The organism is Allobosea sp. P5_A5 (assembly GCF_056400625.1).
The window spans coordinates 34,739-55,343 of sequence record NZ_JBFUKY010000003.1 but is presented as its reverse complement, the minus strand read 5'-3'; the positions used below and the strand labels follow the sequence as shown (position 1 = coordinate 55,343).

The 20,605-nt window shown below is 65.7% G+C and carries 19 protein-coding genes; 7 read left to right on the top strand and 12 right to left on the bottom strand.

Features of this window, described 5'->3' with window-relative positions:
* Position 1: 1 nt before the first annotated feature.
* The 7 genes from AC1DR6_RS07140 to murA form a co-directional block, all read right to left on the bottom strand.
* Positions 2-1,459, bottom strand: coding sequence for a methyl-accepting chemotaxis protein (locus AC1DR6_RS07140; RefSeq protein WP_476828509.1), 1,458 nt, complete (start codon positions 1,457-1,459; stop codon positions 2-4).
* Positions 1,456-1,815 carry a hypothetical protein gene (locus AC1DR6_RS07135; RefSeq protein ID WP_476828508.1) on the bottom strand — a complete coding sequence of 120 codons (360 nt, stop codon included), beginning with the start codon at positions 1,813-1,815 and terminating at the stop codon, positions 1,456-1,458. Before AC1DR6_RS07135 ends, AC1DR6_RS07140 begins: the two co-directional genes overlap by 4 nt.
* 171 nt (positions 1,816-1,986) lie before the next feature.
* A complete protein-coding gene (locus AC1DR6_RS07130; RefSeq protein WP_476828981.1) occupies positions 1,987-2,391 on the bottom strand; it encodes an arsenate-mycothiol transferase ArsC in 405 nt (134 codons plus the stop codon).
* Between the two features lie 89 nt (positions 2,392-2,480).
* The gene (locus AC1DR6_RS07125) at positions 2,481-2,969 is read right to left on the bottom strand and encodes a UPF0262 family protein (RefSeq protein WP_476828507.1); all 489 of its coding nucleotides are present in this window, start codon (positions 2,967-2,969) and stop codon (positions 2,481-2,483) included.
* Between the two features lie 37 nt (positions 2,970-3,006).
* Positions 3,007-4,299 (bottom strand): histidinol dehydrogenase, encoded by a 1,293-nt coding sequence (hisD, locus tag AC1DR6_RS07120; RefSeq protein ID WP_476828506.1) that lies wholly within the window; start codon positions 4,297-4,299, stop codon positions 3,007-3,009.
* A gap of 82 nt (positions 4,300-4,381) precedes the next feature.
* Positions 4,382-4,843, bottom strand: a complete 462-nt coding sequence (locus AC1DR6_RS07115; protein ID WP_476828505.1) for a DUF2948 family protein — start codon at positions 4,841-4,843, stop codon at positions 4,382-4,384.
* A 57-nt stretch (positions 4,844-4,900) separates the two neighbouring features.
* Positions 4,901-6,190 carry a UDP-N-acetylglucosamine 1-carboxyvinyltransferase gene (murA, locus tag AC1DR6_RS07110; RefSeq protein ID WP_476828504.1) on the bottom strand — a complete coding sequence of 430 codons (1,290 nt, stop codon included), beginning with the start codon at positions 6,188-6,190 and terminating at the stop codon, positions 4,901-4,903.
* A gap of 632 nt (positions 6,191-6,822) precedes the next feature.
* Here murA and AC1DR6_RS07105 point away from each other — a divergent pair.
* The 4 genes from AC1DR6_RS07105 to AC1DR6_RS07090 all read left to right on the top strand — a co-directional run bounded on the left by AC1DR6_RS07105 (position 6,823) and on the right by AC1DR6_RS07090 (position 13,276).
* Positions 6,823-7,764: an enoyl-CoA hydratase-related protein gene (locus AC1DR6_RS07105; protein ID WP_476828503.1), complete on the top strand. Its 942-nt coding sequence runs from the start codon at positions 6,823-6,825 to the stop codon at positions 7,762-7,764.
* A 171-nt stretch (positions 7,765-7,935) separates the two neighbouring features.
* Positions 7,936-10,263 (top strand): putative bifunctional diguanylate cyclase/phosphodiesterase, encoded by a 2,328-nt coding sequence (locus AC1DR6_RS07100; protein ID WP_476828502.1) that lies wholly within the window; start codon positions 7,936-7,938, stop codon positions 10,261-10,263.
* Positions 10,264-10,350: 87 nt separating this feature from the next.
* Positions 10,351-11,811: an FAD-dependent oxidoreductase gene (locus AC1DR6_RS07095; RefSeq protein WP_476828501.1), complete on the top strand. Its 1,461-nt coding sequence runs from the start codon at positions 10,351-10,353 to the stop codon at positions 11,809-11,811.
* Positions 11,812-11,821: 10 nt separating this feature from the next.
* Entirely contained in the window at positions 11,822-13,276 is a 1,455-nt protein-coding gene (locus AC1DR6_RS07090; protein WP_476828500.1) for a sensor histidine kinase, read from the top strand.
* A gap of 3 nt (positions 13,277-13,279) precedes the next feature.
* Here AC1DR6_RS07090 and AC1DR6_RS07085 read toward each other — a convergent pair whose 3' ends face one another.
* Positions 13,280-13,909, bottom strand: a complete 630-nt coding sequence (locus AC1DR6_RS07085) for a S24 family peptidase (RefSeq protein WP_476828499.1) — start codon at positions 13,907-13,909, stop codon at positions 13,280-13,282.
* Between the two features lie 160 nt (positions 13,910-14,069).
* On the opposite strand from AC1DR6_RS07085, the gene AC1DR6_RS07080 reads away from it, so the two are divergent.
* Together AC1DR6_RS07080 and AC1DR6_RS07075 are read left to right on the top strand one after the other, a co-directional pair.
* Positions 14,070-14,414, top strand: a complete 345-nt coding sequence (locus AC1DR6_RS07080; RefSeq protein ID WP_476828498.1) for a DUF952 domain-containing protein — start codon at positions 14,070-14,072, stop codon at positions 14,412-14,414.
* 53 nt (positions 14,415-14,467) lie between these two features.
* On the top strand, positions 14,468-15,556 hold the full coding sequence (locus tag AC1DR6_RS07075) for a quinone-dependent dihydroorotate dehydrogenase (RefSeq protein WP_476828497.1): 1,089 nt from the start codon (positions 14,468-14,470) through the stop codon (positions 15,554-15,556).
* Between the two features lie 4 nt (positions 15,557-15,560).
* Here AC1DR6_RS07075 and AC1DR6_RS07070 read toward each other — a convergent pair whose 3' ends face one another.
* The 3 genes from AC1DR6_RS07070 to AC1DR6_RS07060 all read right to left on the bottom strand — a co-directional run bounded on the left by AC1DR6_RS07070 (position 15,561) and on the right by AC1DR6_RS07060 (position 18,460).
* A complete protein-coding gene (locus AC1DR6_RS07070) occupies positions 15,561-15,815 on the bottom strand; it encodes a DUF6460 domain-containing protein (protein WP_476828496.1) in 255 nt (84 codons plus the stop codon).
* A gap of 94 nt (positions 15,816-15,909) precedes the next feature.
* Entirely contained in the window at positions 15,910-16,590 is a 681-nt protein-coding gene (locus AC1DR6_RS07065) for a response regulator (RefSeq protein ID WP_476828495.1), read from the bottom strand.
* 178 nt (positions 16,591-16,768) lie between these two features.
* On the bottom strand, positions 16,769-18,460 hold the full coding sequence (locus AC1DR6_RS07060) for a cisplatin damage response ATP-dependent DNA ligase (protein WP_476828494.1): 1,692 nt from the start codon (positions 18,458-18,460) through the stop codon (positions 16,769-16,771).
* A 72-nt stretch (positions 18,461-18,532) separates the two neighbouring features.
* On the opposite strand from AC1DR6_RS07060, the gene AC1DR6_RS07055 reads away from it, so the two are divergent.
* Positions 18,533-19,303 carry an SGNH/GDSL hydrolase family protein gene (locus tag AC1DR6_RS07055; RefSeq protein WP_476828493.1) on the top strand — a complete coding sequence of 257 codons (771 nt, stop codon included), beginning with the start codon at positions 18,533-18,535 and terminating at the stop codon, positions 19,301-19,303.
* 163 nt (positions 19,304-19,466) lie between these two features.
* On the opposite strand, the gene AC1DR6_RS07050 is transcribed toward AC1DR6_RS07055, so the two are convergent.
* Positions 19,467-20,537: a ligase-associated DNA damage response exonuclease gene (locus tag AC1DR6_RS07050; protein WP_476828492.1), complete on the bottom strand. Its 1,071-nt coding sequence runs from the start codon at positions 20,535-20,537 to the stop codon at positions 19,467-19,469.
* Positions 20,538-20,605 lie beyond the last annotated feature (68 nt).

Sequence of the window (20,605 nt, the reverse complement as noted above, 5' to 3'; positions counted from 1 at the left end):
TTCAGGCTGCCGCGACGGTGCCGCAGAAGCGCGCCACGTCGGCGCGGATCGCCTGCGCCTGGCGGGCCAGAGCGGCTGCGGTTTCCTGAAGCTGCGTCGCGGCGCCATGGGTTTCCACCGTCATCACCTCGAACCCTCCCGCGATGTCGGCGCTGCGCTGCGCGCCCTCGAAGGACAGCCGGACCTGATAGGCGATCTCGGCGGTCGCGCGGCTCTGTTCGTCGACCGAATGGGCGATCGCATCGGCAAGGCTCTCGACCAGGCCGATCGAACTGGCGATCTCGCGCATCGCCTTCAGCGAACGTTGCGTCGCCTCCTGCATGGCCCCGATCTGGCCGGAGACCTCGTCGGTCGCCTTCGCCGTCTGGGCCGACAGGATCTTCACCTCGCTGGCGACGACGGCGAAGCCGCGACCCATCTCGCCCGCACGCGCGGCCTCGATCGTTGCATTCAGGGCAAGCAGGCTGGTCTGCGCGGCGATGCCGCGAATGATTTCAACGACAGCCCCGACATTCTCGCTGCGCTGCGCGAGATTCTCGATCTCATCGCTGGCGTGCCGCGCCAGATCGGCAGCGGATTTCGATCCGCTGGCCGAATCGCCCGCATTGCGGCTGATTTCGCCGATCGAGGCCACGAGCTCGGTGCTGGCGGCGGAGAGCTGATCGATGCTGTCCATCGTGCCGGCCGCAGCCTCGGATACGCGTGAGGTCTGCGCCCGGACCTGATCGGACGTCTCCGTCAGCGACCCCGCTTTGGTGCTCATGACAGCGGCCGAGCGGTCGAGCAGTGCCATGGCCTGTTCCATCTGATCGCGGAAGCCGGCGACCAGCATCCGCAGATGCTCGCTGCGCTGGCTGAGCTTGCCGGCGAGATCGCGCTCCTTCTCGTGGACCTGCCTTTCCCTTTCGGCAGCTTCGCTCGCGAGGGCGAAGTTGGACTCGCTTTCGAGGATGCGGCGCTGCAGGAGCACCGCGAAGGTCGCGAGGAAGGAGGTTTCCATCAGCACGATGACCGCGTGAAGCAGCACCCGCAGCAGGCTGCCGCCCTGGTAGAACACGGCCGAGGGCAGCGCGTATTGCAGGACGAGGTGATGGCAGGCAGTCAGCGCCGCGCCGAGCACGATCGGGCGCCAGTCGCAGAACGCAGCCAGCACGGCCAGGATCGCGAAATAATACATGTGAATATCGGCCTGCCAGGGGTGGCCCGCAAAGCTGAAGACGAGCCCCGACACCTGTCCGATCAGGACGGTCGCGATCGCCAGCTGGGTCACGAGCGCAGCGCCGGCAAACCGGTAGATCAGCGGCAAGGTCGCCGCCGGAAACGCGGTCATCGCGAGCGAAAGTGGACCGGTCTGGGCATGCACCCACAGGCTGAGCGCCAGCAAAGGCACATGAAACAGCGCAAGAGCGATCAGCGCGCGGGCGACACGGTCGCGCAGAAAATCGAGGGACCAGTTCACGGCAGCTCTCCGGCAGCGGCGTCGAGGCAACCGGCCAGGCCCTTCAAGGCGATGGACAGCCAGGCTCCGCGTGGCAGCACGCCGCCGGGCAGTGGTGCTGCGACGACGATGCTTTCCGTCCGCCCGGTCCGCATGACGCTATAGCCCGCATCCAAGCTGCGCGAGACCGCCTGCGAACGATCGAACCAGGGAGGAAAGATCAGGGCGACCGGGCGCTCTCCAAGCGAGCCGGCAGGCAGACTCGCAAGCGCGCCCAGGCTGACGCACAGCAGCAGAAAGGCGACCAACGCGAAATCGCCGATCTTTCGCCCCGCGCTCCCGCGATCGATCAGGGGGAGACGGTTATCGGCAGGCATCGAAGGCAAATCCGCAGGCAGCAGCACCCGACCAACCAACGACGGATCCGTAAAGTTTGACTTAAGAAGCCGCATTGCGGGAAGGCATCTCTTCATCCCGATTTCGAGAGCCGAAGCGATGCGTCAGCGGCCCTTCGAGGGCAGTCGAGCCCAAGTCCTAAGCCCTTTGGCCTAGCCTCGCAGCCGCTCCTTGATGCGGCGGGTCAGGCCGTCGCGGACGTCGCGATAGGCATCGAGCTTCTGATCGCGCGAGCCCTGGACGATGGTCGGGTCCATGGTGGGCCAGTATTCCACGTCCGCAGCCAAGGTCCGGGTCAGTTCCAGTGCCTTGTGATGTGCCTCTGGCGAAAGCGAGACGATCAGGTCGAAATTCAGCCCCTCCCACTCCTCCAGTTCCTCGACGGATTTCGGCTTGTGCCGGGTGAGGTCTATGCCGATCTCGTCGAGCACCGCCTTGGCGAAATCGTCGAACTCGCCTTTTCTGGCGCCAGCGGACTGGACATAGATCGACTTGCCGAAAAAATGCTTTGCCAGGGCTTCCGCCATCGGCGAACGCACCGCGTTCATCGCGCACATGAAGAGCACGCTCTGGACGCGACGGGGAGTGCCCTCCCCGTTCAAACCGGGAGGCCCGGCACCCGGCGGGTCGCTGACGCTCACGCGCGTCAGCCTTTCCAGTGGAGCGCGTAGATCAACGTAAACAGCCGCCTCGCCGTATCGAAATCGATCTCGACCTTGTTCGCCAATCGCTCGACGAGAATGGTCGCCGCCTCGTCGTGGAGCCCGCGCCGGCCCATGTCGATCGCCTCGATCTGCTCCGGGGTCTGCGTCCGGATCGCGGCGTAATAGTTTTCGCAGATCAGCTCGTAGTCCTTGACGATGCGCCGGAACGGGCTGAGCGACAGATGGTGGCTGATGATCGGCGAGCCATCGGCCGCCTTGACGTCGAAGACGAGCCGGCGCTCGACCAAAGCGAGATGCGCCAGATACGGACCGCCTTCATGGCCGGGAACGGCGAAGCGGTTGCGCTCGATCAGATCGTAGATCGCGATCGCGCGCTCGTGCTCCTGATCGGGCGAGCCACGGCCGAGCGAGGATTCATCCAGCGTCACGCCAATGAGGCAATGATTGTTCAATGAGGCTTCGCCCGACATCGCCGCTCCTGTCGTGACGCCGCGATGGTCGCGGCGCTCAGAGATTGAGCCTGATCGTCACGGAACGGCCGTGCGCCTGCAAGCCCTCCGCTTCAGCCAATTGCGTGGCGGCGGAAGCCAGAGCCCGCAATCCCTCCGGGCCGCATTTCAGCAGCGAGGTGCGCTTCATGAAATCCGCGACGCCAAGGCCGGACGAAAACCGGGCCGAGCGGGCCGTCGGCAGCACATGGTTGGGGCCGCCGACATAGTCGCCGATCGCCTCCGGCGTATGCCCCCCCAGGAAGATTGCGCCGGCGTTGCGGATCATCGCGGCGAGACGATCGGGATCGGCCGTCATGATCTCGAGATGCTCCGGCGCCAGCCGGTCGACCAGCGGCACCGCCGCTTCCAGATCGGAAACCAACAGGATCGCGCCGAAATCACGCCAGCTCGCTGCGGCGATGGTGGCACGCGACAGCGTGACGAGCTGCGCTTCGACCGCTGCCTCGACCTGCGCCGCGAGCCCGGCATCGTCCGTCATCAGGATCGACTGGGCGGATGCGTCGTGCTCCGCCTGTGCCAGCAGGTCGGCTGCGATCCAGTCCGGGTTGGCGGTGCTGTCTGCGATGACGAGGACTTCGGACGGACCGGCGATCATGTCGATGCCGACCTGCCCGAAGACGCGCCGCTTGGCGGCGGCGACATAGGCGTTGCCTGGCCCCACGATCTTCGCGACAGGCGCGATGCTGGCGGTGCCGTAGGCCAGGGCCGCAACGGCCTGGGCGCCGCCGATCCGATAGATTTCGTCGACGCCGGCAAGCCTCGCTGCCGCCAGCACCAGCGGATTCGTCTGGCCTCGCGGCGTGGGCGCCACCATGACGACGCGCGGCACACCGGCGACCTTGGCCGGGATCGCATTCATCAAGACAGAGGACGGGTAGCTCGCGGTTCCGCCGGGCACGTAGAGCCCGACGGCCTCCACAGCGCTCCAGCGCCAGCCGCTTTCGACGCCGGCCTCATCCTTGACCCAGGAGTCGGCTGGCTTCTGCCGCTCATGATAGATCTCGATGCGTTGCCGCGCTGTCTCCAGGGCCGCTAGCAGCTGAGGCGAGCAGGCGGCAACCGCCGCAGCGATCTCGTCTTCGCCGACACGCAGCGTCGCGGGCGTCAGGTCGAGCCCGTCGAAGCGGCTTGTGTAGGCGATCACCGCGTCGTCGCCCTTCTCGCGGACATCGGCGATGATATCGGCGACGATCCGGTCGACCTCTTCGGAGACCTCGCGCTTGGCGGCGAGCAGCGCGCTAAATCCAGCCTCGAAACCGGCTTCGCTGTCGTCGAGCCTGATCGGCATCGTGCTTCCTTCGGCGCTGCGATGACGGCCGTGCCGTCGCGAGCGGTCTCTTAGACGATGCGCCGCGAAGGATGAAGCCCGATCACGATGCGGCGGCGCCATCAGCCTCGGGGTGGCCGGGCGTCGCCACGGCCTCCCACATCGGGCCCAAATCCTTCATCTGCGACTCGATGCATTCGACCATGAGGCGGATCGCGGCGCCGTCCGAGAAATGCAGCGTGACCTCCCCACCAGGGGCGTCCGCGACTTCGAAGGTCACCGCCAGCAGGTTGAGCACGCGCTCGGTATCGTTCTTGTCGAGATTGCTGCTGCGGACGCTCAGCACACGATCGAAATGGAGCGCGGCGAGCCGGCGGCGGCGATGGCCATGCGCCGCGCCTTCCCAATCGAAGCGCCGCGCGGCCAGAGCAAAGCGACGCTCCTTCGCCAGATAGACGATATCGGCCATCTTCAGGACGGCATCCTGAAGATGGGCCGAGACGATGGCGAGGTCGTCGGCGTCGAGCGCAACGAGCTTCAGGGGGTCGGCGGCGGCATCGGACATGATGCTGTTTTGCCGAGGCACCGCCGGAAAAGCAATCGGCGATCGCCCCGAAACGCCTCAGCCGCTGATGCGCTCGACCAAAGCGCCGCAACGCGTCAGCTTTGCTTCCAGAGCCTCGAAGCCCCGGTCGAGGTGGTAGACCCGGTTGATCGTGGTATCGCCCTCGGCCGCAAGCCCGCCGATCACGAGCGAGACCGAAGCGCGCAGATCGGTCGCCATCACCGGGGCGCCGGTGAGCTTGGCAACGCCCTCCACCATGGCGACATCGCCGTCCAGCTTGATGCGGGCGCCGAGACGGGCGAGCTCCTGCACATGCATGAAGCGGTTTTCAAAGATGGTTTCGCGGATGCGCGAGGTGCCTTTCGCCGTCGTCATCAGCGCCATGAACTGGGCCTGGAGATCGGTCGGAAAGCCGGGAAACGGCTCGGTCTCGATATCGACCGCGTCGATGCCATGGCCGTTGCGGCGCACGCGCACACCCTCATTCGTCGAGGTGATGTCCACGCCGGAGCGGCCGAGGATATCGAAGGCCGATTGCAGCAGATCGGTGCGTGCGCCTTCCAGCAGGACGTCGCCGCCGGTCATCGCCACTGCCATGGCATAAGTGCCGGTCTCGATCCGGTCCGGCAGCACGGCGTGGTGCGCGCCGCCCAGGCGCGCGACGCCCTCGACCACGAGGCGGGACGTGCCGACCCCTTCGATCCTGGCGCCCATCTTGATCAGGCATTCAGCGAGATCGGTGACCTCCGGTTCTCTGGCCGCATTCTCGATCACGGTCGTGCCCTTGGCCAGCACCGCCGCCATCAGCGCGGTATGGGTGCCGCCGACCGTGACTTTCGGGAAGACGATCTCGGCACCTTTGAGGCCGTGAGGCGCGCGGGCCAGCGCATAGCCGTTCTCGATGACGATCTCGGCCCCGAGCTTTTCAAGCGCCATCAGCAGGAGATCGACGGGGCGGGTACCGATGGCGCAACCGCCGGGCAGCGAAATCTTGGCCTCGCCCATGCGGGCGAGGATCGGCGCGATGACCCAGAAGCTGGCGCGCATGGTCGAGACCAACTCGTAGGGCGCGCAGGTATCCACGATCTGGCGCGCGGTCAGCGAGATCGTCTGGCCGGTTTCGGCCGACTGGCCGATGCGGCGGCCGGCCACGGTTCGGTCGACGCCGTGATTGGACAGGATGCGGGACAGGGCCGTTACGTCCGAGAGGCGCGGGACATTGGTCAGCGTCAGAGTCTCGTCGGTCAGCAGGCTCGCGATCATCAGAGGCAAGGCGGCGTTCTTGGCGCCTGAAATCGGAATGGCGCCATTGAGGCGCTGGCCGCCGGTGATGCGGATCTTGTCCATCTTGGGAATCCTGCGGGCCGCCAGACGTGCCGGGGCGCCGGTGAAAGAGGGCAGTCAGGTGCGACGATCGTCGACCTGGGCAGACGGCGCGGGTTCAGCCGGGCGCGCATCCTCCGAACGGCGAGCGCGGGCCTGAGCCTTGCGGCGCTTCAGGTTCTCGCGGAGCGCGGCCGCGAGGCGCGCCTGTTTCTCGTCATCTGTCTGGGAGCGAGTCACGGCATCAACTCGGCATCGGGGTTTTGAACGCGGGAACGCGGCGAATTCGCGGCCATGGTTAGCCCTCCTGCCGCGTCCCGACAAGCAGCGCGGCGCAAGGCCGCGTCCCGCGACAGGACAGGAGCCGTCTCAATTCGGGCGACCTTGCATGGCTCAGGCGTCGCCCACCATCCCCCATTGATTGCCCGAACCCCCTGACAGGAAAGGGGCAATCGCCCGCAGGACCGTCGTGGACCCCTCTCCGTTCCTGGTGGCGCGCATCCTGCTTGAAGACGGCGAACAGCCTCGAAACAAGGCGACCGTTGCCGCAGCGGCAGGCGAAAAGCTTAATGAAATTAACCATTTCCGCTTGAACTCGTTTACAGTTTGTTAAGCTCGTTTAGAGTGTGCGTGGTCAGGGCTGCGGGAGTGACGACATGTTGCAGGCAGTAACCACGAATTCGCGGATACAGGGTCCGGCTCTGCTGGAGAGCTGCGAAGTCATCGATGCGATCCGCTACAATGCCGGCTTCCTGCCGGAAGTGGAACTGGCCTATGAGGCCGAGATCAAGACGCTCTGGGTCACGATCAAGCCCGAGCTGAAGCCGGTCTTTACGCTGCAGTTGCTTGAAAGCCTGGTAAAGATCCAGGGCGCGATCTTCGCGCTGTGGGGCGCGCCGGACCAGTATCATCGGGCACCAATCCGCTTCCTCGCCTTTCGAGGTACGGGCCCCTTCTTCACGTTGGGCGGCGATCTCGACTTCTACCTCGACTGTCTCGCGAAGAACGATCGCGCCTCCCTCAAGGAATACGCCCGCCTTTCGGCCGAGGGCGCGATCTGGAACACCAGCGGCCTCAACGGCCTCGTCGTCACGCTTTCGACGATCCACGCAAAGGCGATCGGCGGCGGCATCGACGCGCCGCGCTCCTGCAATGTCATGATCGCCGAGGAGCAGGCTTCGTTCGTCTACCCGGAGATCAAGTTCAACCATTTCCCGATCACGGCCGTCGCGATCCTGTCGCGGCGAATGGGACCCCGGGCCGCCGAGCAGATGCTGCTGTCCGGCGAGGAGATGAGCGCGCAGGAGTTCATGCAGGCGGGCGGACTCGAGGCCGTTGTGCCGGAAGGAAGGGGCGAAAGCTGGATCCGCAAGTACTGCGCCGATTCACTGCCGATTCATGCGGCCCGGACCGCCTTGTTTTCTGCCTTCAACCGGCGCGCGGGAGATCTGCGCGAGGAACTGGATCAACTCGGGCAGATCTGGACTGATTGCATGCTGAGACTGAGCCCGAGCGCGATCTCGAAGCTGCAGCGCATCGCGCAGACGCAGGACCGGATGCTGGCGCGGGTCTATCATCGCCAGGCCGAACGGGCCTGAAGCGGCGGCCGCATCGCTCGACAAAGGCCAATCGACGGCAGAACTGGCTTGCCTTGCCGTCGATAAACCTCACGAAGCATTTACCTCTGCTGGTTTAAAGCTTGCCCATGATACGCGCGGCGGCAACGCTGCGCGTATCGGACCGCATCAGGCGGTAAAAGGCAGGGTTGAATGGCAGACGCTTTCAGGCGTTTGAACGAGGCCATCCGCGAGCAAGGCGACGATGTCGACTTGACCGGTTATACCCTGCTGGTCAATTCGCTCTTCTCCTCGCCGGCCTCGATCATCCCGGGTGGCATCGCCGGCATCCTGACGCCCTTCCTGTGCTGGGTCGCGACGCGGGACCCCGTCTTCGTCAGCTTGACGCTTCTCGTCATTCTGATCGTCGTACTGCGTCTGATGACGGTGATCGCCTATCGCCGGCGCAATCATGCCGATGATAGCTATGCGCAGACCCGCCGCTGGGACCGCGACTACTTCCTGGGAGCGACCGCCTTCAGCGCCGCGCTGGGCTACAGCTGTTACGTCGCGCTCGTCCATACCAACGATCCGGCGGCGCATATCACCTCAGTCTCCTCGACGATCGCGCTTGCCTCCGGTTATGTCTCGCGCAATGCTGGCCGGCCGAAATTCGTCGCCGTCCAGTTGCTGATCTTCTGCGTGCCGATGGCGCTCGGGCTGATCGGGGCGGACAATCCCTACTATAGCTACATCGGCTATTTCGCGTTTTTGTATGTGGCGGCCAACATCGCGATCACCAATTCGCTGCATCGCAATCTGCTGGCTCTCAGCGATGCGACGAAGCAGTCCAAGGCGCTGGCCTTGGCGCTGCATTCGCAGAACCTCACGCTCGATGCGGCGCTGAACACGATGATCGACGGGTTGGCGATGTTCGATCGCGGCCTCAAGCTCGCGGTCAGCAACAAGCCGCATGGCTCCTTGTACGGCCTGCCTGATACGCTGACATTGCCGGGAACACCGCTGACCGCCCTTGCCCGCTTTCTGGTCGAGCGGCAGGTGATCAGCCAGGACCAGCTGCGCGATATCCGATCGGCCCTGGTCAGCGTGCAGACGCAGCAATTGCCGGCGAGCCGCGAGGTGGTGACGCGTGGCGGGCTCGTCCTGGTCGTGACCTTCGCCCCGGCGGCCGAGGGCGGCATCCTGATGCTGACGGAGGATGCGACGGAGCGAAAGCGCACCGCCGCCCGCATCGAGCAGATGGCGCGGTTCGACGAGCTGACCGGACTGCCCAACCGCTTCGAATACAACAATCAGATCTCCGATGCCTTCGCGCGGTTGGACAGAACCGGCGAGGTCTTCGCGCTGCTCTATGTCGATCTCGACGGCTTCAAGCAGGTCAACGATTCGCTCGGCCACGATGTCGGGGACGTTGTGCTGATGGAAACCGCCAGCCGCCTGCGCAATGCGATCCGCGGTCACGACCGGCTGGCTCGCTTCGGCGGGGACGAGTTCCTGCTGATCTTACCCTCGGCCGACCATGTCGTCGTCACGGCCATCGCGCAGCGGATGATCGACGCGATGTCGCGGCCCTTCGATGTTGATGGCAAGACGGTCTATGTCACCGCCAGCATCGGCATCGCGATGGCGCCGCATGACGGTGCTTCGCCGGCCGACCTGCTGCGCCATGCCGATACCGCGCTCTACAAAGCCAAGGCGGCCGGTCGAAACGCGCTGATGTTCTTCAACCCCGCCATGGCGGAGGAGATCATGGAGCGGCACGAGATCGAGCTCGACCTGCGCCGGGCCTCCGCCGACGGCGCGCTCGAGCTCTTCTACCAGCCGATCATCGACCTGAAGACGCAGAAGGTCGTGGCGCGCGAGGCTTTGATGCGCTGGCGCCATCCGCGCCGTGGAATGGTGCCCGCCGGCGTGTTCATCCCGATCGCGGAGCAGACCGGCCTGATCGGCGCCATGGGCGAATGGGCGATCAAGCGCGCCTGCATGGATGCCGCGGGCTGGGAACCGGAGATCAGCGTCTCCGTCAACGTCTCCGCCTTGCAGTTCCGCGAGCCGCGCCAACTGGTCGATGCCGTCAAGGATGCGCTGCTCACTTCCGGCCTGAGTTCTCGCCAGCTGACGCTCGAAATCACCGAATCGCTCCTCGTCGAGGACAACAAGATGACCTTGGGGGTGCTGGAGGAATTGCGGGCGCTTGGCGTGAGCTTCGCGCTCGACGATTTCGGCACCGGCTATTCCTCGCTCGCCTATCTCTCGACCTATCCGATCGCGCAGGTGAAGATCGACCAGAGCTTCGCCCGCGATGTCCATGTCAGCGAGGCCTCGAAGGCGATCATCGAAGCGGTCTGCCAACTCGCCAGACGGCTGCAGATGAACGTCGTGGTCGAGGGTATCGAGACCGACCAGCAGCGGATCGCCGTGCAGTTGCTGGGCGCCCACCGGGCGCAGGGGTTCCTGTTCGGCCGCCCGGAGCCGCTCGCCGACTTCAGCCCGACCAAGGGCGACCGCCACGTCGCCTGACCGGCCATCGTTTTTCGGACGCCGCCTTGATTCCGCCGGCCCCACAACGCATCAGCGAGGCCAGTTTCAGGCGGAGCAGATGATCCCGTGAGCGACGGCAAGGTCGATAGCGCCAAAGGGGCCAAAATTGCTGCGTTGACGCCGGATATCTGCGTGATCGGCGCAGGCTCCGGCGGCATCGGGGTTGCGACGGCGGCCGCTGCCTTCGGCGTACCGGTCGTCCTCGTCGAACGGAGAGAGACCGGAGGCCGGGACGCAGGGCTCGTGATCAAGGCGCTGGTCGAAGCGGGTTCTCAGGCACAGAATTTTCGCGATGCGACCCGGTTCGGGTTCGGCGCACAGGAACCGACGCTCAACCCGGTTGAGCTTTACAACCACATTCAGCGAACCCTGGCCGTGCCTGCCGCCCATCACCGGGCCGAGCGATTGCAGGCTCTGGGCATCACCTTGCTGCGCGGCGAGGCCCATTTCGTCAGCCGCAGCGCCATTTCGGTTGGCAGCCAGTTGGTGAAAGCCAGGCGCTTCGTCGTCGCGACCGGTTCCAGGCCGCAGCGGCCGGCTCTGGTCGATGGCCTCGACCCCGCGCTCGTCCTCACCGAAGATGATCTGGCGACAGTGAAGCGACTGCCGGAAAGCCTCGTGGTTCTGGGTGCGGGCGGCAGGGCCACGGCTCTGGCGCAGGCCCTGAAGCGCCTGGGAAGCCATGTCACGCTCGTTGCGCCCGGCGGCCTGCTGCCGGATTACGACGCCGAAGCGGTAATGCTCCTGCGGCGCAAGCTGTTACGGGAAGGTGTTCAGCTGCACGAAGACGGCGAAGCCCTGAGGGTGGAAGCCAGCAAGACCGGGGTGCGCGTCATCATCCGCAACGCCGGCGGTGAACTCGTGTTGGAAGCGGCGCGCATTCTGGTCTGCGATGCCGACCAGGCGGATATCGACGGGCTGGATCTCGACCTCGCCGGCGTCCGGCGCGACCCGAAAGGCATCGTCGTCGATGCAGGGCTCAGGACCGCCAACCGCCGCGTTTATGCGATCGGGAGTTGTGCCGGCGGGGGGGCAGCCGGCGTCGGCGACCCTGCGGCCGACGAGCATGTCGGCATCGTTCTTCGCGATGCGCTCTTCCGCCGATCCAGCCGCGTCGATGCCTCGCTCAATCCGCATATCGTCTGGAGCCGTCCGGAAATCGCCACCGTCGGGCAGCCGGATAGGGGCGTCGCCAAGCCTGGCACGCTGCGCTTCCTGCGGGCACCTTTCGCTGAAACGCCGGGAGCACTGGCTTCCGGCGATACCGAAGGTTTCGTCAAGATCGTGAGCGATTCGAAGGGTCGCGTCTTAGGCGTCACGATCGTGGGGCTTGGCGCGGCCGAGATGATCGCGCCTTGGTGCGTGGCCATGAAGGCCTCGCTGAACGTGTCCGACATCGCCGCGATGCCGTTCGCAACGCTTTCGGGGTCCGAAGCGTCGCGCCGTGCGGCCCTGTCGTTCCATGGACCGGCAACCGGCAGCCCGAGTGTCCGGCGGCTGATCGGCTTCCTGCGGCGTTTCGGCTAAGATCAACCGGATGCATTCACCGGGTCCGCAGACACGCCATCTCTCGATCAGCCTGCCGCGCGGCCTGACGCGGCTCGGCCTGTCGGCCAAGCTGCTGCTGGTGACGGTGCTTTTCGTCATGCTGGCGGAGGCGCTGATCTATTTTCCGTCGATCGCGAATTTCCGCCGCAACTGGCTGAACGACCGCATCGCCGCCGCGCAGGTGGCAGCGCTGGTGTTGGAAGGCGCGCCGGAAGACGGGCTGCCGGAGGGGAGCGAGAACCGGCTGCTGATGGGTGTCGGCGCACGCGCCATCGCCGCGCGCGTCGGAGGGGCACGCCGCCTGCTCAGCCTCGATTCGATGCCGCCGCCGGAGGTTTCGCGCGCGATCGACCTGCGCAGTCTCAACTGGATGAGCGCAATCGAAGAGGCCGTCGCCGTCATGGTCGCTCCGGCGACGATGCCGATCCGGGTCGTCGGCGAAGCGGTCGGCGGCGCCGACTTCGTCGAGATCGTTATCGACGAGGCCCCTTTGCGCCGCGCGATGCTCAAATTCTCCTGGAGCCTGCTGCTGGTTTCGCTGCTGATCACGGTGCTGACCGCGATCGCGGTTTATGTCGCTCTCAATGCGCTGATCATCGGACCGATCCGGCATCTGGCCGCCAATGTGATGGAGTTCGAGGCGGAACCGGAGAATCCGCAACGGATCATCGTACCCTCGCTCCGTGCCGACGAGATCGGCGAGGCCGAACGCGCGCTGGCGCGCATGCAGATGACGCTCGCCGACGAGCTTCGGACCAAGAAGCACCTTGCCGAACTCGGTCTCGCGGTCAGCAAGATCAACCATGATCTGCGCAACATGCTGGCAGCCGCCCAGCTGATGTCGGACCAGCTCATCGACACGCGCGACGTCAAGATCCGCCGCTTCGCGCCCCGGCTGATCGCGACGCTGGGACGCGCCATCGACTTCTGCCAGGCGACTTTGGCCTATGGCCGCGCCGCCGAGGCGACACCCGTGATCAGGCCGGTCGGCCTGCGCCAGCTCGTCGTCGAGCAGGCGGAATTGCTCGGGCTTTCGGAAAACCGGCAATTGCGCTTCGAAAACCAGGTGCCGGCCGAGCTTCTTGCCTCCTGCGACCCCGACCAGATCGCGCGGGTGCTGACCAATCTGATGCGCAACGCCATTCAGGCGCTGACGCAGGCGGGCGCGGAGGGCAGCGTGCAGCCGGTGCTCATGATCGTAGCAGTGGCGACCTCAGGCGGCGTCGTCCTGCGCGTCGTCGACAATGGGCCGGGTGTGCCGCAGCGGGCGCGGGCCAATCTGTTCCAGGCGTTCCGCGGCTCGGTGACGCCCGGGGGAACGGGTCTCGGCCTCGCGGTGGCCGCCGAGCTCGTGCGATTGCATGGCGGCACGATCGAGCTCGAACCTTCACCGGTCGGCGCGATCTTCAAGGTCGTCCTGCCCACCCAACGCAACGGCGCCTGATGGTTACTGGCTTGCCCAGATCACGCGGGCCATAAAGGCGATGTCGGCGAGGTTGAAGATCCGGTCGGCATGCTCGGGGTTGAGCGAGGCGAGTTCGACCGTCTTCGCCGTCTGGCGCTTGAGCTGCTTGGCCAACACCTCGCCCTCGGTGGTCTTGACCACCACCCTGTCGCCGCGCCTCACCGTTGCCGTCGGCGAGACGATGATGGTGTCGCCGTCGCGGTAGAGCGGCAGCATCGAATCGCCGGATATCTCCAATGCGTAGGCCTTCTCGTCGGACGCGCCGGGAAAGGCGACCTCCTCCCAGCCGGCGCCCACCGGAAAGCCGCCATCGTCGAAAAAACCGCCCGAGCCCGCCTGGGCGAAGCCCATCAGGGGGATCGTCCGCGCCGGAGCGACATCGCGCCTCAGGACAACGCTCATGAACTCGTCCAGCGAGGCCCCTGTCGCCATCAGGATCTTGGCGATCGATTCGGTCGAGGGCCAGCGCTCGCGGCCATCAGGCGCGATGCGTTTCGAGCGGTTGAAGGTCGTGGCGTCGAGGCCGGCCTTGCGGGCGAGGCCCGATGCGGTGAAGCCGTAGCGCTGGGCCAACGTGTCGATCGCGCTCCAGATCTGGTCATGTGACAGCATTGCGCAGGCCTCATCGCTCATGCCGCTGGGCGGAGATTCGAATTAGGAAATATCCCCTATCAAATAAGATTTCAATCCGATTTTTGCCGCATTGATGCAGCGGCTTGCAGAAACTTCCTGACACGGCCTATGCCGTCAAGTCGCCCGAAACGAGGTCGCCATGTCATTGATCTACAAGATATGCCCTGCCGCGCTGTGGGATGAGGCCGTCGACAATAGACGCTTTGTCGGCGCGCCCGTCGATCTCGCGGATGGGTTCATCCATTTCTCCACCGCCACGCAGGTGCGCGAGACGGCTCGGCGGCATTTTGCCGGACAGGATAAGCTTTTGCTGGTCGCGATCGATGAAGCGAAACTCGGCCCGGCGCTTCGCTACGAGCCCTCTCGCGGCGGCGCGTTGTTTCCGCATCTTTATGCCCCGCTGGGGCTCGACGCCGTGCGCTGGGTCATGCCGCTGACGCTTAGCGCCGAAGGGCATGTGTTTCCCGACAGCCTGCCCGGCTGAGATCGCGATGAAATCCGTTCCGCTCTGCGTCGTAGCGCGCTAAAGCCGCCCTCATGCTTGCCAACCTCTTCGCCCTCGCCCGCCCGCTCGTCCACCGCATCGATGCCGAGACGGCGCATCGGCTGACCGTCACAGCGCTGGCGGCGGCGCCCGTCTTGAAGCCGGGCGCGGACGATCCCGTGCTGGCGACCGAGGCTTTTGGCCTCTCCTTTTCCAACCCGGTCGGGCTTGCCGCGGGCTTCGACAAGAATGCCGAGGCTGTCGACGGCGCGCTGGGCCTGGGCTTCGGCTTCGTCGAGGCAGGCGGGGTGACACCGCTGGCGCAGCCCGGCAACCCGCGCCCACGTGTTTTCCGGCTGATCGAGGACGAAGCGGTGATCAACCGTTACGGACTTAACAGCGAGGGAATGGAGGCCGTCGCGAGGCGACTGGCCGCGCGAAGGGGCCGCGGCGGCATCGTCGGGATCAATCTCGGCGCCAACAAGGATTCGGCCGACCGGGCCGCCGATTACGCGGTTTTAGCAGGGCGGCTGGCCCCTCTCGCCGATTTCCTGACGATCAACGTTTCCTCCCCCAACACGCCGGGGCTACGGGACCTGCAGGCCGAGAGCGTGCTGGACGATCTGGTGGCGCGCACGCTGGCCGCGCGCGACGAGGCGGCGGGCGGCGGGAAGCCCACGCCAATCCTGCTCAAGATCGCCCCGGATCTCACCCTGCCCGAGCTGGACGGCATGGTCGCGGTGGCGCGCAAGCGCGGCATCGAGGGGATGATCGTGTCGAACACCACGATTGCGCGGCCGCCAAGCCTGCGCAGCGCCGCGAAGGCCGAGACCGGCGGTCTTTCCGGCAAGCCCTTGTTCGAGGCTTCGACGCGGATGCTGGCCGAGACCTTCCTGCGCGTCGAAGGCCAGTTTCCGCTCGTCGGTGTCGGCGGCGTCGATTCCGCCGAGACGGCGTTCGCCAAGATCCGGGCCGGCGCGACACTGCTGCAATTCTATTCGGCGATGGTGTTCAAGGGGCCGGGGCTTGCCAAGGAGATTAAGGCCGGACTCGCCAGGCAGGCGCGGCAGGCCGGCCTCCCCCGCCTCAACGCCTTGATCGGACGCGATGCCGCCGCGATCGCACGCGGCGAAGGCCTCTGAGGCCTCAGCGCCTCGCTGCGAAGAGCCGGCTGATCAGCCAGAGCGGCACGACGATCAGCGCCCCAGCGATGATCCACTGCCCGACATCGCGCACCGCGCCAAAACCGAGACCCGTGATCGAGCGCAGGAACCGCAGAGCCGAATCGTAAAGCGACTGCGGTGAAAGACCGAGGAAGGCCATGACCGCGCCGACGAGCAGCGAGATGAAGATCAGGCGGACCAGGACGCCGAGCGGCGAGCCGCCGATAAACCGTTCCATGAAAGTCCTGCCCACCCTCTGCAAGCGCCAAGGCGACGCTTCGCAAACCGTCTAACCTGAAACGCTTTTCGCTTGAACCCGATATGAACGCCGCTCAGGCGGTGGCGGAAGCACCCGCCGTCGCCCAGGCCGTGCCGGCGATCTTCGAGGCGGCGATCACCGCTTGTGTGCGGCTGTCGACGTCCAGCTTGGTCAGGATTGCCGAGACATGCGCCTTGACCGTCGCTTCGGAGACGCCTAGTTCGTAGGCAATCTGCTTGTTGAGCAGCCCTTCCGACAGCATCATCAGCACACGCACCTGCTGCGGCGTCAGCGTCGACATACGGCGCACCATGTCGGCGATCTCCGGCTCGACCGGCGCGGAGAGATCGACGCCCGGCGGGGTCCAGACGCTGCCGTCGAGCACGGCGCCGATCGCCTCCCCCATCTGCGCGACATCGGCGGTCTTCGGCAGGAAGCCAAGCGCGCCGAATTCGATGCAGCGGCGGATCACGGCCGGATCGTCATTCGCAGAGACCACGATCACCGGGATCTCGGGATGGTCGGCACGCAGGAAAAGCAGGCCGGAGAAGCCCTGCACACCCGGCATGGTGAGATCGAGCAGAACAAGGTCGGCATCGCCGCCGCTCGCCAGCGCCTCGGTCAGGGCCTCGAGAGAGCCGACCTCGCTGACATCGGCGCCTTCGATGGCGTGGGACACGGCCTGCCGCAAGGCGCCGCGAAACAGCGGGTGATCGTCCGCGATGACGATCCTCGTCGAGGGCTGCTTGCTCATCGCGCCGGCTCCGTGCTGCGTACCGCCCCGCTCTACCAAGGCGCGAAACCGATCTCAATCACCGCAACGGCGGGCTTGCAAGATTGCCGGTGCCACTGAATGGCATCGCCACCGAGATATCGCCGTCCAGCGGCGGGATTCCCGGGGATCGACCGCCCGCGCTCCTTCCCGCTCTGCGTCACGCGCCGGCCGGCAGCATCGCTTCCAGCAGCTCGATATGATCGGCCTCGTTGGGCGGCTTGTCCCAGCGGATGCGGTTGATGCGGGGAAAGCGCATCGCCACGCCGGATTTATGCCGCGTCGAACGCTGCAAACCTTCAAAGGCGACTTCGAAAACCAGCCCGCTCTCGGCGGTATGCGCGACTTCGCGCACAGGGCCGAAGCGGTTCAGCGTGTGCTTGCGAACGTATTTGTCGATCTCGAGAAGCTCTTCGTCGGTGAAGCCGAAATAGGCTTTGCCGACAGGCACGAGTTCGAGCTCGCCACCCTCGCCGACACGCCAGACGCCGAAGGTATAGTCCGAATAGAAGGACGAGCGCTTGCCGTGCCCGCGTTGGGCATACATCAGCACGCAATCGACCAGCCGGGCCTCGCGCTTCCATTTCCACCAATAGCCTTTGGGCCGGCCCGGCAGATAGGGCGAGTCCAGCCGCTTGATCATGCAGCCCTCGACGGCGTCGGCATCCGCGCCCGCCCCGGCGGAGGCAGGGTCGGCGCGGGCGGCCGTCAGATCCTCCCAGTTCGAAAAGGGAATGGTCGGTGAAAGGTCGAACCGCACGCTGGCGAGGCGCCCGAGGAACGCTTCAAGCCGCTTGCGCCGCTCGACGAAGGGCAGATGGCGAATGTCCTCCTCGCCATCGATCAGGAGGTCGTAGACCCGGATATGGGCCGGAAATTCTCCCAACATCTTGGCCGTCACCGCCTTGCGATTCAGCCGTTGCTGCAAGGTGTTGAAGCTCTGGACCGTGCTTTCACGCATGACGAGAAGCTCGCCGTCGATCGCCCCGTCCTGAGTCAGTTCCTCGACCAGATCGGGAAAGGCACCGGCGATGTCCTCGCCAGTGCGGGAGTACATGCGGGTGACGCGCGTGCCGTCTTCCCTCACCCCGCTCGCCACCTGCACGCGGATGCCGTCCCATTTCCATTCGGCACTGAATTCCGCGGGCTTGAGCTTGTCGAAATCGCCGTCTTCAAGCGGATGCGAGAGCATCACTGGCCGAAACGGAGCGGGATCGGTCGCTTCGGGGCGAGGGCCTCTGCCCTCCAGCCAGGCGAAGAGTTCGGTATAGGGCGGCTCCAGCCCATGCCAGACATGCTCGACCTCGTCGGCCGGGATGCCGCCGAGACTTGCGGCGGCCGTCTTGGCGAGGCGGGCCGACACGCCGATGCGCAAGGAACCGGTGATCAGCTTGAGCAAGGCCCAGCGCCCGGTCTCATCGAGCGCATCGAGCCAGGACGCGACGAGGCGCGGCAGGTCGGTCTTGCCGGCCTCTCGCAGCGCCTCGACCACCTCCGGCAGATGCGGCACAGCATTGGCGCCGTGCTTCACCGGCCACATCAGCGCGACCGTCTCGGAAAGGTCGCCGACATAATCATAGGACAGGGCGAACAGCACCGGGTCGGTTCGCTCCGCGATCAGCGCGCGGATCAGCCCTGCCTTGGCGTTGCGGAAGACAAGGCCTCCCGTCATCGCCGCCAAGGCATAGCCACGATCGGGATCAGGGGTCGTGCGCAGATAATTCGCGATCAGAGCGAGCTTGCCGTTGCGACGCGGCTCATAAGCCAGCCGGTCGAGCAGCCAGGCGAAGCGGTTGAGGCCGTCGTCGTCGTGACGCTCGCTGGCGGGGGTCGCTGGGTTGCTCGCGATCATTCAGGCGCCATTCATGAATGAAACATTACCGGTTGAGCGGTACAAGGACATCGCTGTCGGGGATCGAACTTGATGCGCTTTGCGTTGCGGCTTCTTGCCTTGCCTGCTCTTGCTGCAACGCTGACGATCGGGACCGCCGCCCAGGCGGCCGGCTTCTCCTGCCGTGAGACCCCAATCGTGCGCTCCAATGCCGCGCTCGGGACGATTGGCAAGCGCGTCGCTCAGGGTCAGCCGCTTTCGATCCTTGCGATCGGCTCCTCCTCGACCGAGGGCATCGGCGCCACCGCCAAGGACAAGACTTATCCGGCACGCCTCCAGGCGCTGCTCGGCAAGGCTTGGCCGAAATCGAGGATCGAGATCGTCAATGCCGGCATCGGTGGCGAGACCGCGCCTCAGACGCTGGCCCGGATGAAGGCCGCGCTGACCGAGCGCCGGTACGATCTCGTGATCTGGCAGGTTGGCACCAACGATGCCGTCAAGGGCGGTGACCTCGACGCGTTCAGGGTCATGGTGGGCGAAGGTGTCACGATGGTGAAGGAGGCAGGCCCCGCGCTCGCCATCCTCGATCCGCAATATTTCCCCTCGATGAAGGAGCCGGAGCGGTATGCCGGCTACGTTGCGGCGGTGGGCGAAGTGGCCCGGCGCGAGGGCGTGCCCGTCTTCGCCCGCTATGAAGCGATGAACGAATGGCACCGCACCGACGCGGAAGCCTTCAAGGCGGCGCTCTGGACCGATGGCTTCCACATGAGCGATGCCGGCTATGATTGCCTGGCGCGCGACATGGCGCTGTCGTTGACCGAAATGACGGCGCCGAGCCGCCCGGTCGTCGCGCAGTCGCGCTGAGCGGTGAGCGTCCTCGTCCTGCGGGCAACTCGTGGGGGCGAATCGGCGTCTTACGTCATTGCGAGCACAGCGAAGCAATCCAGGAAGACGTAGAGCGCTGCCGCCCCTGGATTGCTTCGCTGCGCTCGCAATGACGAGAGAGCTGTCTTGTCGCTCGTCCAGATCAACCCGCCGCCACATCTGCCACCTCCCCTTCCGACTCAGCCTCTCCTTCGTCGCCGTAACCGACGAGATGCAACGGCTTGGCGCGCAGCCCTTGCGTCCCGCACCAATGCACGAGAGCCTCGGCCTCGCCATGGGTCACCCAGATCTCGCCGGCCTGAACCTCTCGGATCGTCGCCTGCAGATCGTCCCAATCCGCATGGTCCGAGATCACCAGCGGCAGCTCGACGCCCTTTTGCCGGGCGCGGGCCCTGACACGCATCCAGCCGGAGGCGAAACCGGTCACCGGGTCGGGAAAGCGGCGGGCCCAGACATCCTGCGCCGCGCTGGGCGGGCAGATGACGATCTCGCCGCCCAGGCTTTTCCGCTCCGTCGCCACCACCTTGCGGACATCGCCGAGCGGAATGCCCTCGGATTGATAGAATTCCGTGATCTTCTCGACTGCGCCGTGGATATAGATCGGCCGCTCATAACCTCCCTCCCGGATCAGGGCCATGACGCGCTGCGCCTTCCCGAGCGAATAGGCGCCGACGATGTGGGTCCGTTCCGGAAAGAGCCGGACGGATTCCAGCAGCTTCGCGACCTCCCCATCGGCCGGCGGATGGCGAAAAACCGGCAGGCCGAACGTCGCCTCGGTGATGAAGATGTCGCAAGGCACGACTTCGAAGGAGGCGCAGGTGGGGTCGCGCTCGCGTTTGTAGTCTCCGGACGCAACGATGCGCAGGCCGCGACTTTCGACCACGATCTGGGCCGAGCCGAGAACATGACCGGCCGGCATGAAGCGGAAATCGACCTCACCGATGCGCGTCGTCTCGCCGGGAACCGCTTCCTGCCGCTGGCCGGTGAAATCCTCCCCGTAGCGCAGCGCCATGATCGCCAGCGTCTCGCGGGTCGCCAGCACGGCGCCATGCCCGGAGCGCGCATGGTCGGAATGGCCATGGGTGATCAAGGCGCGGTCCACCGGCCGCACCGGGTCGATATAGATGTCGGCCGGCGGGCAATAGAGCCCGGCCGGCGTCGGAATGAGCAGTTCGGAAGGCCGCCAGCGGGGGCTTTGTCTGGCCAGTGTCATTCTCCTCGGATAAAGCCGCTGTAATGACGGAAAAGGGCCTCGCCACGCATTTCGCCTCGTCCGGCAAC

Bases quoted from the DNA above. Each gene is read 5' to 3' on its own strand.
- AC1DR6_RS07135 (WP_476828508.1), bottom strand. From the start codon at position 1,815: ATGCCTGCCGATAACCGTCTCCCCCTGATCGATCGCGGGAGCGCGGGG.
- AC1DR6_RS07130 (WP_476828981.1), bottom strand. From the start codon at position 2,391: ATGTGCGCGATGAACGCGGTGCGTTCGCCGATGGCGGAAGCCCTGGCA.
- AC1DR6_RS07125 (WP_476828507.1), bottom strand. From the start codon at position 2,969: ATGTCGGGCGAAGCCTCATTGAACAATCATTGCCTCATTGGCGTGACG.
- hisD (WP_476828506.1), bottom strand. From the start codon at position 4,299: ATGCCGATCAGGCTCGACGACAGCGAAGCCGGTTTCGAGGCTGGATTT.
- AC1DR6_RS07115 (WP_476828505.1), bottom strand. From the start codon at position 4,843: ATGTCCGATGCCGCCGCCGACCCCCTGAAGCTCGTTGCGCTCGACGCC.
- murA (WP_476828504.1), bottom strand. From the start codon at position 6,190: ATGGACAAGATCCGCATCACCGGCGGCCAGCGCCTCAATGGCGCCATT.
- AC1DR6_RS07105 (WP_476828503.1), top strand. From the start codon at position 6,823: ATGTTGCAGGCAGTAACCACGAATTCGCGGATACAGGGTCCGGCTCTG.
- AC1DR6_RS07100 (WP_476828502.1), top strand. From the start codon at position 7,936: ATGGCAGACGCTTTCAGGCGTTTGAACGAGGCCATCCGCGAGCAAGGC.
- AC1DR6_RS07090 (WP_476828500.1), top strand. From the start codon at position 11,822: ATGCATTCACCGGGTCCGCAGACACGCCATCTCTCGATCAGCCTGCCG.
- AC1DR6_RS07085 (WP_476828499.1), bottom strand. From the start codon at position 13,909: ATGCTGTCACATGACCAGATCTGGAGCGCGATCGACACGTTGGCCCAG.
- AC1DR6_RS07080 (WP_476828498.1), top strand. From the start codon at position 14,070: ATGTCATTGATCTACAAGATATGCCCTGCCGCGCTGTGGGATGAGGCC.
- AC1DR6_RS07075 (WP_476828497.1), top strand. From the start codon at position 14,468: ATGCTTGCCAACCTCTTCGCCCTCGCCCGCCCGCTCGTCCACCGCATC.
- AC1DR6_RS07070 (WP_476828496.1), bottom strand. From the start codon at position 15,815: ATGGAACGGTTTATCGGCGGCTCGCCGCTCGGCGTCCTGGTCCGCCTG.
- AC1DR6_RS07065 (WP_476828495.1), bottom strand. From the start codon at position 16,590: ATGAGCAAGCAGCCCTCGACGAGGATCGTCATCGCGGACGATCACCCG.
- AC1DR6_RS07060 (WP_476828494.1), bottom strand. From the start codon at position 18,460: ATGATCGCGAGCAACCCAGCGACCCCCGCCAGCGAGCGTCACGACGAC.
- AC1DR6_RS07055 (WP_476828493.1), top strand. From the start codon at position 18,533: ATGCGCTTTGCGTTGCGGCTTCTTGCCTTGCCTGCTCTTGCTGCAACG.
- AC1DR6_RS07050 (WP_476828492.1), bottom strand. From the start codon at position 20,537: ATGACACTGGCCAGACAAAGCCCCCGCTGGCGGCCTTCCGAACTGCTC.